Annotated in this window: 19 protein-coding genes; all 19 read left to right on the top strand. The window is 72.3% G+C overall.

What is annotated here, in order from left to right; genetic code table 11:
- On the top strand, nt 1–617 hold a 617-nt coding region (locus H5J30_RS02115), incomplete at its 5' end, for a VWA domain-containing protein (RefSeq protein ID WP_181785422.1).
- 34 nt (nt 618–651) lie between these two features.
- Nucleotides 652–1,149, top strand: a complete 498-nt coding sequence (locus H5J30_RS02110; protein WP_181785421.1) for a hypothetical protein — start codon at nt 652–654, stop codon at nt 1,147–1,149.
- A gap of 99 nt (nt 1,150–1,248) precedes the next feature.
- Nucleotides 1,249–1,677 (top strand): hypothetical protein, encoded by a 429-nt coding sequence (locus tag H5J30_RS02105; protein ID WP_181785420.1) that lies wholly within the window; start codon nt 1,249–1,251, stop codon nt 1,675–1,677.
- Complete coding sequence (locus tag H5J30_RS02100; protein ID WP_181785419.1) at nt 1,674–2,537, top strand: relaxase/mobilization nuclease; 864 nt, start codon at nt 1,674–1,676, stop codon at nt 2,535–2,537. The genes H5J30_RS02105 and H5J30_RS02100 overlap by 4 nt, the downstream gene beginning before the upstream one ends.
- 13 nt (nt 2,538–2,550) lie before the next feature.
- Nucleotides 2,551–3,243 carry a hypothetical protein gene (locus tag H5J30_RS02095; protein ID WP_258563025.1) on the top strand — a complete coding sequence of 231 codons (693 nt, stop codon included), beginning with the start codon at nt 2,551–2,553 and terminating at the stop codon, nt 3,241–3,243.
- A gap of 28 nt (nt 3,244–3,271) precedes the next feature.
- Entirely contained in the window at nt 3,272–4,048 is a 777-nt protein-coding gene (locus H5J30_RS02090; protein WP_181785417.1) for a hypothetical protein, read from the top strand.
- 450 nt (nt 4,049–4,498) lie between these two features.
- Complete coding sequence (locus H5J30_RS02085; protein WP_181785416.1) at nt 4,499–4,885, top strand: hypothetical protein; 387 nt, start codon at nt 4,499–4,501, stop codon at nt 4,883–4,885.
- Nucleotides 4,886–4,914: 29 nt separating this feature from the next.
- Nucleotides 4,915–5,706 (top strand): SPDY domain-containing protein, encoded by a 792-nt coding sequence (locus H5J30_RS02080; RefSeq protein WP_181785415.1) that lies wholly within the window; start codon nt 4,915–4,917, stop codon nt 5,704–5,706.
- Between the two features lie 25 nt (nt 5,707–5,731).
- A complete protein-coding gene (locus H5J30_RS02075) occupies nt 5,732–6,088 on the top strand; it encodes a hypothetical protein (RefSeq protein ID WP_181785414.1) in 357 nt (118 codons plus the stop codon).
- Nucleotides 6,079–6,903 (top strand): SPDY domain-containing protein, encoded by an 825-nt coding sequence (locus tag H5J30_RS02070; RefSeq protein ID WP_181785413.1) that lies wholly within the window; start codon nt 6,079–6,081, stop codon nt 6,901–6,903. Before H5J30_RS02075 ends, H5J30_RS02070 begins: the two co-directional genes overlap by 10 nt.
- The gene (locus H5J30_RS02065; protein ID WP_309505395.1) at nt 6,884–7,492 is read left to right on the top strand and encodes a hypothetical protein; all 609 of its coding nucleotides are present in this window, start codon (nt 6,884–6,886) and stop codon (nt 7,490–7,492) included. The genes H5J30_RS02070 and H5J30_RS02065 overlap by 20 nt, the downstream gene beginning before the upstream one ends.
- On the top strand, nt 7,489–8,262 hold the full coding sequence (locus H5J30_RS02060) for an SPDY domain-containing protein (protein WP_181785412.1): 774 nt from the start codon (nt 7,489–7,491) through the stop codon (nt 8,260–8,262). Before H5J30_RS02065 ends, H5J30_RS02060 begins: the two co-directional genes overlap by 4 nt.
- Nucleotides 8,263–8,294: 32 nt before the next feature.
- Nucleotides 8,295–10,088, top strand: a complete 1,794-nt coding sequence (locus H5J30_RS02055; RefSeq protein WP_181785411.1) for a type IV secretory system conjugative DNA transfer family protein — start codon at nt 8,295–8,297, stop codon at nt 10,086–10,088.
- A complete protein-coding gene (locus H5J30_RS02050; protein WP_258563024.1) occupies nt 10,085–10,447 on the top strand; it encodes an XF1762 family protein in 363 nt (120 codons plus the stop codon). Before H5J30_RS02055 ends, H5J30_RS02050 begins: the two co-directional genes overlap by 4 nt.
- A 162-nt stretch (nt 10,448–10,609) precedes the next feature.
- Nucleotides 10,610–11,434, top strand: coding sequence for a winged helix DNA-binding protein (locus H5J30_RS02045; RefSeq protein WP_258563023.1), 825 nt, complete (start codon nt 10,610–10,612; stop codon nt 11,432–11,434).
- Nucleotides 11,435–11,998: 564 nt separating this feature from the next.
- The gene (locus H5J30_RS02040) at nt 11,999–12,256 is read left to right on the top strand and encodes a hypothetical protein (RefSeq protein ID WP_181785410.1); all 258 of its coding nucleotides are present in this window, start codon (nt 11,999–12,001) and stop codon (nt 12,254–12,256) included.
- A gap of 129 nt (nt 12,257–12,385) precedes the next feature.
- Nucleotides 12,386–12,847 (top strand): hypothetical protein, encoded by a 462-nt coding sequence (locus H5J30_RS02035; RefSeq protein ID WP_181785409.1) that lies wholly within the window; start codon nt 12,386–12,388, stop codon nt 12,845–12,847.
- Between the two features lie 414 nt (nt 12,848–13,261).
- Nucleotides 13,262–14,293, top strand: a complete 1,032-nt coding sequence (locus H5J30_RS02030) for a hypothetical protein (protein ID WP_181785408.1) — start codon at nt 13,262–13,264, stop codon at nt 14,291–14,293.
- Nucleotides 14,290–15,048: a hypothetical protein gene (locus H5J30_RS02025; RefSeq protein ID WP_181785407.1), complete on the top strand. Its 759-nt coding sequence runs from the start codon at nt 14,290–14,292 to the stop codon at nt 15,046–15,048. Before H5J30_RS02030 ends, H5J30_RS02025 begins: the two co-directional genes overlap by 4 nt.
- The last annotated feature ends 21 nt before the right edge of the window (nt 15,049–15,069 follow it).

The following is a 15,069-nucleotide window of genomic DNA, read 5'->3' as shown; positions in this document are numbered from 1 at the left end:
TCAACATGGGCCGTGCCCTCGCCCGCGACGCTCAGCGCGCGGCCGGGTCGGTCCCCACCGCCCAACCGTTCACCCACACCCGCCGCCGGAACTCCCCTACCCCACCGCTGCGTGTGGGTATCGCCGTCGACGTCTCCGGCTCCATGCGTGCCGCCTGCGCGCCCGTCGCGTCCGCTGCCTGGATCGTGGCACGCGCAGCAGCCCTGACCGACCCCGACTCCCGCACCGCCACCATCGCCTACGACCTGCACCTGACCGCATTGACCCGGCCCACCCACCGAGCACCACAGCGCGTGACGACGTTCGATGCCACCGGCCGCCACCACAACCTCGGCGACGCCATCGACGCACTCGACCACGGCCTCGAACTCAGCCGCCCCGGCGCCGGCCGCCTCCTCGTGATCGTCACCGACGCCCGGTACCGCAGCGACGAAACCGCTCAAGCCGTCACCCGCGTCAAGCAGCTCACGACCGCCGGCTGCGCCGTACTCCAGCTCACCCTCACCGCCGAGTCCCAGCACTTGCCGGGGACCACCTTGCTGCACCTGCCCCAGCCCTCCAGCGCTCCCGTCGCCATCGCCACGGCGGCCACAGACGCCATCCGCAGGACCCGCTGAGACGACGCAGAAGACAGAAAGCAGAAACAACCACATGGCAATCCGAACGAACTGGACCGTCGAGCACCCCTGCGGCCACGAGGTCGACCATGACCTGTCCGACCGGCCGGCCGACCGGCGGGCGGGATTCGCCCGCTGGCTCGCCGAGCGGGACTGCCCCGACTGCTGGAAGGCAGCCCGCGACGCCGACTCCGGCTCCCGGCAGGAGTGGCTCGCGGCCCGCCGCGCCGAGGAGAAGCAGGCCGCCGAAGACTGGGCGCAACGGTTCGACATGCCGCCGCTGGACGGCCCGGCCAAGGCTCTGGCCTGGGGCGAGCGCACCCGTCACCAGCTGATGGCCGCGGCGTATACCGCGCTGGTCGTCGAAGGGGCCTGGGACGAGGCCGCCTGGGCAGAGCAGGAGGACAAAGCCCGCTCGATCACCCGGGCAGGATGGTGGATCGACCAGCGTGACTCCGAGGGCTGTGACCTGCCCGAACTCCTCGACGCTGCAGGCGAAGGCGACCGCGGGACACAGAACCCGTTCCGCTGAGCGGCGGGGAACATAGCCGGTGATCGCCGGTTAGGCAAACCGGCGAATCTCCGGACCATTGTTCCTCCCGCCCTGCCTGACCCGCGTGGAAGGAACCGCATGCCACTGCCCCCGTCGCCCACCCCGGTACTCGTCCCGACGCCGGACCCGCTCACGCCCCACCGGGACATCACAGCCCAGCACTTCCGGGCCGGAGAGACCGTCGTCGTCTTGAAGGGCGTGGCCGGCGGCGAGATGTGGGGCGATGCCATGCGGGTGGTCGCCCCCTCGCGGCACACCCCGACCGAGGAGAACGGCTGGAGGCTGCACAACGCAACCGGCGGCGCCCAGTCCTACCTCACCTCCCACCCCCGCTACATGCTCCACCTCTCGCGCCGCTGCCCGGACTGCCTCATCCACCTGCGAGCCATGGAGGACACCTTCCTGCCCAAGTTCGCGGGCAGCGGCGACATCGTCGACTGCGGCTGGTACACGATCAACGCCCTCAACTACCTGATTCACATCGCGGACAGGCGGAGCGGCTGGTGATCCCCCACATCCACCAGCGCACCCACACCGCCGTCGGGCCCCTCACCCGAGCCCTGGGGCGGCCGGTATCACCCGAGGACGGGCTCACCGAGCACACCGTCGTCGCCTACTGGCCGGGACTCGACGCCTACAGGCAGAACGACGGGCAGCCGACGTGGACGTCCGCGCAGTGGGCCGAACACCTCGAAGACCCCTATGCGGACCACCCGTTCGCCGTCAGCCGGTACGGCGACCGCCACGCCATCTTCCACGTCGACGTACGGCTCGCCCCCGAGGACCGCACCCTCACGGGCCCCGAGTGGACTGAAATCGCCCACCGCCTGGCCCGCGCCGCCGGGATCCAGATTCCCGGAACCTCGCAGGCACGGGAGTGCCGGTGGGTCGCCCTCCAGGCCCGGCCGGGACGGCTGGACCTGATCGCCAGCCTCATCCGGCACGGCGGAGCCTGGTACAACCCGCCCGCCGACACCGGCCGTCACCTTGCCGACGAGGCCCGGCGTATCGAAGCGGACCTGCGGCTGATCCCCGTCTACGACACCCCCACAACCCGCGCCGGCAACCGCCCTGTGCCCACGACGCAGACGCAGCTCGCCGCCGTCCTCACCCAGCTCGCCGACGAACACACCGGCCCTCTGGCCGCGGTGCGCGGCCTCGTGGAACACACCGCCCAGCGGATCACCCGCCGGCCGACCGCCGCCGGAACCGGCACGGCACACCGCCTGGAGCTGATCGCCCGCCGTATCCACGCGCTCCAGCAAGACCTGGATGCCACCGCACACGAGATGACCCAGCCCTCCGCGGCCACCGCACCAGCCGCCGCCCATGCCGTCGCCCGGCCGGCCGCACACCGATCACCGTAGGAGAAACGTTCCTTTGCCCGCCGGACAACTCCTGGACATTCGCCGCCACCCGCACTCCGGTGAACTCCTCGCCCGCGGCGGCGACCGGGCCGCGCACAGCATCCTGCAGCGCACCGGCTTCGTCGCCGTCGTCCGCGTCCACGAGACCTACCACCGCGCCCCCACCGGCCTCACCGAGGACGACGAGGCCCGTCTGGGCACCGACGCCGTCGCCCGGCTCCGCGCCGCCGGATACCACGTCGACTGCGACGAAGCCTTCGACACCGACGCGCGCCCGGCCGGTTACCTCCCGCTGGGCGCCGGCGTCGCCCACCTCTCCGACCTCCTCCGCAAAGCCACCACCACCGCTGAGGCGGCCCACGTGCTCACCGAGGTGACCGCCGCGCACGACGGCGTGCTGGCCGCGCTGGAAGACGTCCCCCTCGCCGCGGCCGAGTTCCACGACGGCCTCGACACCGCAGCCGACCCCCACTTCGCCCATCGCCTGCGCTATCTCGCTGAGAACCCTCTGCGCGTCCTGCAAACCGACTTGGTCCACACCCGCGACGCGCTCGCCGACCGCAGCGCCGCCCACCCCGGCCGCAGCACCTGCACCGAACAAGTCCCCGCCGACGAGCAGGAGCGCTCCGCGGCGTGCGCCTGCCCGCCACCGCCGAGCAGCGTGCCGCCGGCGCCGCCGGACATCACCACGGCCCCGCGCCGCTGACCTCACCGCCCACCCCGCCAAGGACACCATGCACGATCACGACACCACCGGGCGTCTGGCCTCCTTTGCCGACGTCCTCGCCGACCAGCTTCCCGGCACCTGGACCACCACCCACCTGCCCACGGACGACAAGGACGACCTGTCCAACCTCGCCGATCTCGAAGAACTGGCCGAGCGCATCTGGGATCTGGACCTGGCCGCCGCCTCCCTCGCAGAGCATCCCCTGCAGCAGGCCGCCATCCTCAGCCGCCCCGACGGCGCCCAACTCGCCCTCCTCGACCGGTACGACGGAGGCGACGGGTTCCTCATCGCCCCCGTCGCTCCCCGTGCTCTGCCCGACGAGGCATACCGCGCCGTACGCGAACCAGGCGGCATCGCGCTGGCCGGGGATCCGTTCCTGGACGCCGAGCAGGTCGCCGACGACCTCCTTGTCCGCTACGACAGCGCGCTCGCCGAAGTCCGGCACAACGCCCTGGGCGGCACCCAGCCGTCCCAGCCGGACCGGCTCGTGCTGATCTGGCAGCCGGACGGGAGCATCGCCACCGCCCCCGTCGGCGAGACCGCCGGGTCCGTCCTGACGGCGGCCGGGTTCGTCCAGGACCCGCACACCGGCATCTACAGCCTCGCCGCGGACGACACCCAGACCCAGGCCCGCGCAGTGCGCGCGATCGGACCGCAGCTCGACGCCCTCGGCATCACCACCGCACTGCAGCACCCCACGAGCCGGTCCGCGCCCTCCGCGGCCCCGTCCACCTCGCCGCCCACCGAAGGCGCCCGCCCTTCGCGGGCCGGCAGGGTTCGATGACGAGGATCACCCTCACCAAAGCCCCCGCACCGAGCTGGTCGTAGCCATCGGCGAAACCGAGCAGGCAGCAGACATCCTCCAACCCAGCGGATTGCCCCCTTCCGGCCTGCGCGGCGACCACCACCCCCTGGACCCCGGCACCGACAGCGCAGCCCTCTCAGCTCCCGGCCGCCCCGCCGGGCCGGCGCCGCTGAACCCGGCACCGTGCCCCTGTCCGACTGACTTTCGGAGAGACCCGTAGCACCCCGCACTCCCCCGCCGATCACCCACCGTCTCAAGCCCCGCCTCGCGACCGCCCTGTTCCGCGGCTACCTGCGCGCCTGCACCCCGGTCGACAGCGACCGCACCCGGCTGCTGGCCGGCGCCAGCCCCGAACCCGCCGCCACCGAACTCCGCCGGATCGGGCACCCGCACCACCACTGACCGTCCCCGTCCCCGCCCTGGAGCCGCATGTCCCGCCCCACCTTGTATGCCGAAAGGCTGGCCGACGAGATCACCCACCAGCTCGGCCAACTCGCCGATCGCCTCTCGCAGCTCCCGCCAGGCCAGGCCGCACGGGTCATCGCGCGCATCCTGGATCCCGACCCGGAGGAAGGGGTCCTCGGCGGCCTCACCCACCTCATGGTCGTCAGCAGCGTGCTCGCCAAGGACCAGACCGGACGTGGCGCTCTGCCGCCGGAAGTCTGGCTGGCTCTGGGCCGTGCCTCGAACGAACTCGACGACATCGCCCTCGACCTGGACGAGCACCGCGAAACGCTCCACCACGCCCGCGAGCAACTCGCCGCGGCGGATGCGAAGCCGGCCTTCGCTGCGCCCACCGCCCGGCGGCACAGGTGAAAAAGAAGAAGGGGCCCAGTCAGAAAACGATGCCGGGCTGGGGGGCGGGTGAGCAGGCCGAGCAGCACTACCTCGTCCAGCCCCGCGCTCTGGCCGGCGGCGGCGACATCCGCCACGTCTCACACTTCCTGCACGCCTCGGGATGGCAGGACAAGTCCGTCGCGGGCGGCCCGCTGGTCATGGAGAGCCCGGACCGCACCGTCCGCCTCGCCTACAACCCGCACGTCCTGCCCGGAGGATGGGCGATCTACGCGGACGCGAACGGCCGGGACAACGCCTGGTGGGCGCACCTCGGCCGGCAGACACCCGTGGAGATCGTCGCCGGGCTGACCGACGCCCTCACCCGCCCCCGCGATGCACACGCCCCCGACATCTGGGCGCCCCTGGAGCAGCAGGGCTGGAACGCGCGGGCCGAGGGCCGGCACTACAGCGCGACGAGCCCTGACGGCAGCGCCTGGATGCAGTACCACCACAAGTCCGACGGAGAGGCGATGTGGTGGACCGGGGCGAAGGATGCGCAGGGCAACGGGTGGAGTGGCCAGTTCTCGATCAGCACCCCGATGCACCTGGTGCAAGCCTTCACGGCCGAACTCGCCAACCCCGAACCGGTGATGCGCCCGCGCGGCCGTGTTCCTTTCAGCGCGCAGATCCGTACCTGGTCGGTGTCCGTCCTGCCCTCCCAGCTCCACGCCTGGCAGCAGACCAGGATCACGGCCGCCCGCACCGGAGCCTGGGCACCCAGCAGCGCCCAGCGTGTCCGGCCCCGCACCACCCCTGCCCGCCCCTACGCGCCCGCCGGCGGCGCGCGAACCCGCCGCTGACCCGCACCCACACCCGAGGAGCCCGATGCCCGATCCCACCGCCGATGACCTGCGCGCCGTCACCGAGACGTTGTCCCACCTGACCGACTACCTGCGTTCCGGCCCCGACCCCGACGAAGCACTCGCCCTCGCTGAGCCCCTCCTCGACGAACTCACCGGCCTGCCCCTCCAGTTCGCCGACACCCTGCGCGCCCTTGCCCGTGCCCTGCACGACCACCCGGACACCCCCCGCACCACCGAGGCCGGCCTCCTGATCGCGCAGGTGCGCGCTGCCGCGTCAGCGCAGGCAGACCACCACGCCCTCCACTACCTCCTCGACGACCTCCGCGACCTCTACGACGCGGGCGCCGCCAGCGGGCCGGGGTGCGCCTGGTGCCGCTGACCGACCGGCTCACCGCCGCGTTCGCCGACACGCATGCCTGGCAGATCCCCTACGACACCAGCCCACGCCACCTCGCCGGCCCGGGCGATCCCCGCCACGTCACCCACGGCCTGGCCGCCGCCGGCTGGAGCACCGTCTCCGACCCGCTGGGCGCCGACCTCATCCTGCGCAGCCCCGATCACGGCTACCGCCTCCAGTACGCCCCGGAGGCACACAGCACCTCCAGGTGGTGGTGCCTGCAAGCCGACCCCACCGACAACGCCCCACGGTGGTCCGCACAGTTCAGCGGACTCGTCCCCGCGGAGGTCATCGCTTCGTTCACCGACGCCCTCCTCACTGCGGACGCGGAGGATCCGCCGGGCATCATCTCGACCCTGGAATCCGCGGGCTGGCGCGTGAGCGACCCGGCGACCGCCGTGTCAACCGACGGCATGTGCCAAGTGGAACTGCGCGAACAGGAGTTCCACGACACGCCGCACTGGCACATGGAGACCCGCGAGCCGCGAAGCGGCCACTACGACGGGCCGCAGATCTGGAACGCATGGTTCAGCGACTACATGCCCGATCACCTCGTGGCCGCCTTCGTCACCGCGCTTGCCGACCCCGCCCCGCTGCACCGCGCCATGTCCGACAGCACCGTCCACTACGGCGCCGCGCAGAAGCCCAGCCCGCTCACCCCGGACCAGGTCGTCGCCACGCACGCCACCCGTATCACGTCCCTGCACCGCGCCGCGCGTGCCACCCGACGGCAGAAGAAGATCCCCGCGGCCGGCCCGGCGAACACCGGTACCGCCCGTGCCGCCGCACGCCGCTGAACCGACAGGACCACCCACTATCTCCACCGATCACCGACACCGCGCTCTCCTGCGTCACCTCAACGCCTACCTGCGCGACAGCCAGAAGATCCTCGCCGACTGGGACGTCTACTCCGACGAGCACACCGACCTCGGCGGCTGGGCCCACGACGAACACGCCTACGGCATCCGCGCCGGCCTGCGCGACGCCGACACCGCCGCGGCCTTCGAACCGCTCCACGCCGGCGCCAGCCACCTGCTCGCTACCGCCGAAACGCAACTTGCCCGGCTGCCGGCGGACACCGTGCAGAGCCGCTGGCGCTGGCAGATAGACGTCCTGCGCTCCGCGCTCGACCAACTCGACGAACAGCACGAGCAGTGGCTGCAGACGCGCGACGGCCTGCCCGCCAACGCCTCCCCCGGCAACGCGGTATACGACGACGCCCTGGCCGAGTACCACGCCGAGGCGTGGAGCCACCTCGACACCTGGGCCACCCACGGCGACGCCCTCCGCGAGATCAACACCGCCTTCCGCCGGGCCCCGGCGCCCCGAAGCGTGCCGCCCACCACGGCCCCCGTACGCGGCGCGCGAAACCCGGCACGAAAGTGACCACCCAGCCGCCTCCCGGCAGCGTCGAGGTCGACTTCATCTCCCCGCGCCACCTTGCCGGCGGCGGAGATCCCGCCTGGGTCACCGTCCCCCTGCACCGCGCCTGCGGCTGGAGCCACGGCAACGACCCCCTGATGCCCCGCGTCGTGCTCTCCAGCCCGGACCACCACGCTCTCCTGCGTCTGGAACCCGACCCCGACAACCGGTGGTGGACCCTGGTCCACGCCCCGGGGCCAGCGCGGCGGCCGGCTTGGTTCGCCAGTTTCGGCGCCCGCACCCCCGTCGAACTCATCGCCGCCGTCACCGACGCACTCACCGACCCCTCGGCACAAGCGAACGCGCCCTGCGACCCGTACGAACGCCTCCTGCGGGCCGGCTGGGCCCGTAACGCCGGTGGCATCGGATCACCCGACGGCACGGCTGACATCAGGCGCCTGGGGACGGCGGACAGCCCAGGTGCCTGGCTGGTGACCGTCAAGCTCGGCGTGCACCAGCCGGTGTGGCAGGCACGCTTCGGCGATCACACCCCGCCGCACCTCATCGGCGCGTTCACTTCCGCCCTTGCCGATCCCGCGCCCCTTCTGCGCATCGGATACCGGAACACCCTCCCGGTCCACGACCCGGCACTGATCACCCGCCGGTCCGAGGCCGTTCGCGCCGACTTCGCCGTCGCCGCTCTGGAAGCGCGTGTCCGCGCCCTCGCTGCCCGGCGCGCCCGCCCGCCGGCTCCCCTAAGCCCCGGGCAGCCGGCGAGGAACCGCCGCCGCTGACCCACCGCACCCCGCCCGGAAGCACGTAGCCCTTGCCCCCTTCCTCCTCCACGAACGGTTCCACCGACGGGTACGACCTCGCCCTGCGCCTGATCCTCGGCATCGCCGCAGTCGTCGTCCCGCTGTCCCATCTCGCCTGGCTGTCCGGCAACATCACCGCCCACCTCACCGGGAACGACTGGGCCCCGTACCAGCCGACCGACGCCCTCCTGCACCCCGAGCAGCTCTGGCCCGGCGCGGGAGAAACGTCCCTGCTGATCGGCGCCCGCATCACGCCCGCCGCCGTCTTCCTCTCCCTCGCGACCACGGGGATCGTCCTGTGGATCCGGCACCACAACCGCAGCGCCCGGAAGAAGAAGACACCCGCTCTGGCCGGGGCCCGGGATATCGAACCGCTGATGGCCAAAGCCACCACCGCCAAGGCCCGCTCCCTGCGCCCGAGCCTGAAGAACAGCAAGCACATCGACGCCCACGACACCGGCATCCTGCTCGGCACCCTCCAAGGCACCCGGCACGAAGTCCGCATGGGCTACGAGGACGTGGCCGTCGCGATCATGGCGCCCCGCTCCGGGAAAACCACCGCACTGGCCATACCCGCCATCCTCGCCGCGCCCGGCCCGGTCATGCTCACCAGCAACAAAGCCGCCGGCGACGCCTACACCGCCACCCTCGACGCCCGGGCCGCCGCCGGGCGGACCTGGTCGATGGACCCGCAGCAGATCGCCCACGCCAACCGCACCATGTGGTGGAACCCGCTGGCCGACGCCACCACCCTCGAAGGCGCCGGCCGCCTCGCAGGCCACTTCCTCGCCGCGAGCGTCGACGCCTCCCAGCAGGGCGACTTCTGGTCCAAGGCCGGATCCAACATCCTCGCCCAGCTCTTCCTCGCCGCCGCCCTCGACCACCGCCCCATCACCGACGTCATGCAGTGGCTCGCCTTCCCCGCCGACCGCACCCCGCTGGACATCCTGCGCGACCACGGCCATACCGCGGTCGCAGCCCAGCTCAAGGGCACCGTCGAAGGACCGCCCGAGACCCGCGACGGCATCTACGAGACCGCCCGCCAGTACGCCGCCGCCCTCCTCGACCACAACATCGCCACCTGGGTCACCCCCCAGAAAGACGTCCCCGAATTCAAACCCGCCGAGTTCGTCACCACGACCGACTCGCTGTATCTGCTGTCGAAGGACGGCGGCGGCGGAGCCTCCGCACTCATCGCCGCTTGCGCGGACAGCGTGATGCGCGCCGCCACCACCCAGGCCGAACGCGCCGGAGGCCGCCTCGACCCCCCGCTCCTGGCGATCCTCGACGAAGCCGCCAACGTCTGCAAGATCTCCGACCTGCCCGACCTCTACAGCCACCTCGGCTCACGCGGAGTCATCCCCATCACGATCCTGCAGTCCTACCGCCAGGGCCAGAAAGTCTGGGGCGACGCCGGCATGGACGCCCTGTGGAGCGCCGCCACCATCAAGATCATCGGCAGTGGGATCGACGACCCTGACTTCGCGGACAAGCTGTCACGGCTGATCGGCGACCACGACGTCGAGACCACCTCCACGTCACGCTCGGACTCGGGCACGTCGACGTCCGTCTCGATGCGGCAGGAGCGGATCCTGCCCGCGGATGCCATCCGCGCCCTGCCCAAGGGCATGGCCATCTGTTTCGCCACCGGCATGCGGGCCGCCATGCTCACCCTGCGCCCCTGGTACCTCGAACCGGGAGCAGAAGATCTGTCGGCGGCCTCCGACCGCGCGTCGAAGGCGATCACCGCCCGCGCCATCGCCAAGCACGCCCCCGTCCAAGCCGACTTCGGACCCGCGGCGTGAGCAACCAGCGTCTGCACCTGGTGCCCGTCCGCTCCCGCGAGGCCAAGGAGTTCGTCCGCCTCTGGCACCGCCACCACCGGCCGCCGGTCGGGCAGATCTTCTCCGTCGGAGCCGCCGACGAGGCCGGCGTCCTGCGCGCCGTAGCGGTGGTGGGCCGCCCCGTGGCACGGCACCTGGACGACGGCGCCACCCTCGAAGTCACCCGGACCGCCAGCGACGGCGCACCCAACGTCAACTCCCTGCTCTACGGCACCGCCTGGAGAGCAGCCAAAGCCCTCGGATACCGGCGGCTGATCACGTACACACAAGCGGGCGAAAGCGGCGCGGCGCCTCCCTTCGCGGCGCGGGCTGGCACCTGATCGCCAGCCGCCCGCCCCGGGCCGGATGGCACACCGCCTCCCGCCCCCGGTCCAGCCACGGCAACGACCACGTGACCCGCTTCCTGTGGCAAGCCCCCTGAAACCGCATGCCCGCGCCAAGCCGCTGGTAGCCCCACAGCAGAACGGAACCCTGGTCCCCTGATGAACCCGACCGCGCCTGCCGAGCACCTTCTCGACCTGGCCCAGCAGTTCACCCGGCACAATGACGACCTGGCCCGCCTCCGGGTGACCCTGGCCCGGCACGGATTGTCCGGCTCCAGCCCCGCCACTGCCCTGACCGACCACGCCGTCGTCACCCAGCGCCTGGCCAACGCGGCGCTGGACATCGTGGACGTCCTCAAGGCGCAGCCGATGTACCTCAGCCCCGCGATCCGCACCGTGTACGCGCGCGTGTGGCAGCTCGCCTACCTGGTCAGCGACTCCGCAGACCACCTGCTGGACGCCGTGAACATCATCGACGACACCCGCGCCGGAATCCCCGCCCTCACCGGGGCCCCGCCCCTGAGCCACGAGAAAGCCCTCCGCGAGGCCGGCCGCCGCGTCGAACTCGTGGCTGAGCTGACCGCACTCGGCGCCCCCGACGCCGTGGCCACCGCCGAGGTGTTCGTCACCGACCGGCGCCGCTGGGGCGCGCCCCCACTGCATCAGCCGCCCTCGCTGTCGCCCACCCAGCACGCTGCCCTGCGCGCCGTCGCGCAGGGCGAGGTGACCATCGCCGACGGCAAGCCGCACCTCCACCGCGACGGTATCCGCCTGTCCATCAGCACCATCCGCTCCCTGGAATCCAGCGGCCTGGTGACCCGCGCCCCCTGCCCGCTGCTGCTGCACGACGAGCGCATCCACCTCACCCCCGGCGGGCGCCGCGGACTGACGGCCACCTTCGGCCGCCAACAGGCCCCGAAACCCACCACCACCCGCCCAGCCGCCAGACCGGCCACCAGAACCGCACGCGCGCCGACCCGCTGATCCACTTCCCCTCTCTCCTCCCGCCTCTGTGCACCCGCCGTCGCTTCGGCACGACCGCCCGCAGCCCGGCGCCGCACCCACTGCCCCCTTTCCATCCGCCCCTCCCAGCCGCGGGTCGGCCTGGTCACCCTCGGCAGTTGGTGAACCGGGCCATCGTTGACTTCGGCTGACGACCTGACATCGGCCAAGCCGCGTCCGCCGCCCTTCGCGCTGAGAGCGGGCCGTGCGAATGGAGGCAGGCGGGGCAGGAGGCAGGCAGGCATCTCCCAGGGAGCAGGCAGGGGAAAGAGCAGGCGAAGGACACTCGGACGAGTGACAAACCCGTGTAACTGACAAGCAAAGGCTTACAGTTGAGTGATCGGCCGGGACCGGGTGACCCGCATCCCCCACGCGCGCCGGTCCCGGCCGTCCCGCCCCCGGCCAACCGCAGAATGCCGACCTGCTTCGGCCAGAGCCGGACCGCTCGGGCGAGGGAGCAGGGTAGCCGCATCTGCTCAGGGAGCGCACTGCTCCGCAAGGCGGGCGGCGCCGACGAGGCGACAGGCGGCCAGGGGCGAAGCGACGATGCAGACCAAGGGCCGCGGTTCGACCTTCGTCCACACCGCCGACCGCACCCGCATCACCATCGCCACGTTCCAGCCCCTGGACAAACGCACTCTGGTGCACCTCGACACCTCCGTACCGCTCTACCAGGGCCGGCCCATCACCGTGACCGACGACGGGCACCGCACCCTGGCCCAGCACCGCGTGCACACCGAAACGACCGCCCCGCCGACAGCCGCGCCCTCACCCCGCGCACCGGCCGCAGCCCCGCGACGGTGAAACCCGGTCTCCTGCGCCTGGGTAACCGACGACCGAAGGGAGGCCCTTACGTCCTCCAACACCCCGACCGCCCATGATGTGGCACGCGCCCTCGCCGATCAGATCCGTCCCGGCGCTGCTCCCCGTGACGTGACCGTCAGCTTCGGCGTCCGCCGGCAAGCCGCAGCCGAGTACCAGCACCGCTCCCGCGGCGGGCCCGTGACGGTTTTCGCCCAGGCCCTGCACGCCGCCCTCTACGGCCTCCCCGTCGACGACGACCCGCTGCCCACCGCCCTGGACGAACTCCTGCAGGCCACGCACACCGCAACCACCCCCGAGCAGAAGGCAGCGGTGCTGCGCCGGCTCGCCGACCAACTGGGCAACGCCGCCGAGATCATCCAGCGCTACCAGTACCAAGCCCAAGCCGACCGGCTCCCCGACGACATCGCCACGCAACTCAGCGACGCCTGCGGCCAAGCCCAACGGATAGCCGAGATCCTCGACCGCGCGGCACCCGCCTTCAGCAGCCCGCCCGCCGCACAGGTGCCGCCTGGCCGGCAGTCGCGCCACGCCGCGGGCCCGCCCGCGACACCACCCGGACACCGCCGCTGACCTCCGTCAGCACGCGGCGCCCCCTTCACCACAGCGCCGCCCCCCCTGGTCCGGCCACCACCCTGCGCGACACGAGGGCTACTTCCCGCCCCGGTACACCGAGCTGCTTGTGCCAGAGCCTTCGGCTGGCCTCACTTCGACACTGAAGCCGCCGGCCCCGCCGGGAGGCACGGCCCCGCCGCGTGGCCAGGTTGGCGAGCCCTGCAACACCCCCCTTTCCCGGAGGCACCGATTCCCCGCTCCCCTGCCGATACGGCCGCCCTTGCCCGGTTCCGGCAGCTCCACTACAACCTTCGCCGGGTCTGCGACATCGCGCTTCACGAGGCGCGCAACGAGTTCGGCGTCACCATCGACCCGGCCGCCCACCAGGACGCCACCGCCGCGCGCAACCGCGCAGCCGCCGAGGAGTTCCGCGTGCTGCTGCTCCCGCACACGGCCCTGTTCCTCGACCGGGCCCGCACCGCGCTCGACAGGATGCCTCCGGCCCGGCATCTGCCGCACTGGCGGCTGCTGCTCGACGACCTGGAGTACGCGGCCACCGAGTGCCGCCGCATCCTGGACATCGAGCCCACCGCCGGCGACGAGGCGGCCCGCCGGGCGCAGGACGCGGCCTTGTGGCCGTATGTGACCACCTGGGCCGAGCACGGCTACCTCGTGGACAGCCTCATCAACCAACTCCGGCCCAAAGCACCCGCCCCGGCACTGCCGAAGGCCGAACAGGAACGGCTCGCCCAACAGGTGCGCGACAAACGCCTGCAGAACCGGCTGGATGTCTTCGGCAGCGGGTGGGACGCGGACGGCCGGCTGGTCTCCCTGGTCCGCCTCGACCAACGCGAGCCACTCCTGGTGCTCGCCGGCGACCTCGACAGCCCAGAGCTGGAGATCATCGGCGAGTTCGACGGCGCAGACGACGCCACCTGGTCCTTCCCGCCGACGGTACCGGCAGGCGTCCTGCGCCCCGAGGTCTCCAGCACCTGCACGGTCCCACCGATCAAGACCGCTCTGCCCGATCTGACCCGCGAGGTCATCGAGGCCCACAGCAGTGTCGATGTAGGTATGGCGCTTCTCGCGGTCACCGAAGCGGACGACGCTGTACTGCCCGGGCTGCGGACCCTGCTGGACACCGCCGCCGAGTACGCGGCGGCGATGCAGACCCGCCAGGGCGCTCACCTGGCCACCCGCCTCGAACAGCTCAGCACCCGCCTCTACGCACTCGGGGACGAACTCGACACGGTCGGAACCGAGATGACGAACGCGAACGCCATGCTGCCGCCGCACCGCACCCCGCTGCCCCGGCACCTGCCGCCACAACCAGCAACCGACACCCCGCGCCCCAGCCCCAGCCCCAGCCCCAGCGGCAGTACCGAGCCGGCACTGGCTCCCGCCGTACCTCCGGCACCCGCCGCCGGTGAAGGGCCCGCCCCGGGTGCACGCCGCCGTTCATGACCGCCGCCGACGCCCGGCTGTTCGACGTGCCGACACCGGTCGAGCGGCTGCTTCACCTCGCCGGCCAGTACACCCGGCACAACGACATGCTCGACCTCCACTTGGCCGAGCTGGACGCGGGCGCCGCGCCCGGCGACAACACGCACCCCACCTCCGCGCAGCAGCTCGCGTACGACACCCGTACCGCCATCACCGCGATCCGGGCGGAGTGGCTCTACGCGAGCACGGAGATGACCGAGATCCTGGCGCGGCTGACCCAGCTCGCCTATCTCAGCCACGCATCGGCCGGCCACGACGTCCGCACGGCACGCGATCTGACTGCCCTGGCGGCCGACGCCTCGGTGGGCTGCGCGGCGGCGCTGGCCGTCGAGATGCGCCGCCGCGGGGCGATGGCGACCGCCCCGGATGACCGGCTGAGCGCCGAGCGGCGCACCGCACTTGCGGAGATCGCCCGCGGACACGTCACGGTCAGCAACCTCTTCGACCGCGAGCGCGCCCAGTCCCGCCGGCACAACCGCTTCCGTCTGAGCACCCTGCGAGCCCTCGAAAAACACCACCTCACCGACCGCGCCCCCTCCTCCGCGCCCGCCACCTACATCATCGGCGGCCCGCCCCAGGACCGCATCCGCCTCACCCCCGCAGGCACCACCGCCCTGGCCTCCGTCATCGCACCACCCCCACCTCCACGGCGGACTCCACCGGGGGCGGCTCTGCGACCCACGCCCGCGCACCCACCTCCCGTCCGAAGCCACTGACCCCAAAGGAACACCGCTTCC

This window comes from Streptomyces phytophilus (assembly GCF_013870535.1).
In the GTDB taxonomy this organism is placed as follows: Bacteria; Actinomycetota; Actinomycetes; order Streptomycetales; family Streptomycetaceae; genus Streptomyces; species Streptomyces phytophilus.
Note: the sequence above shows the minus strand (reverse complement) of the source record. Positions and strands in the feature narration are given on the sequence as shown.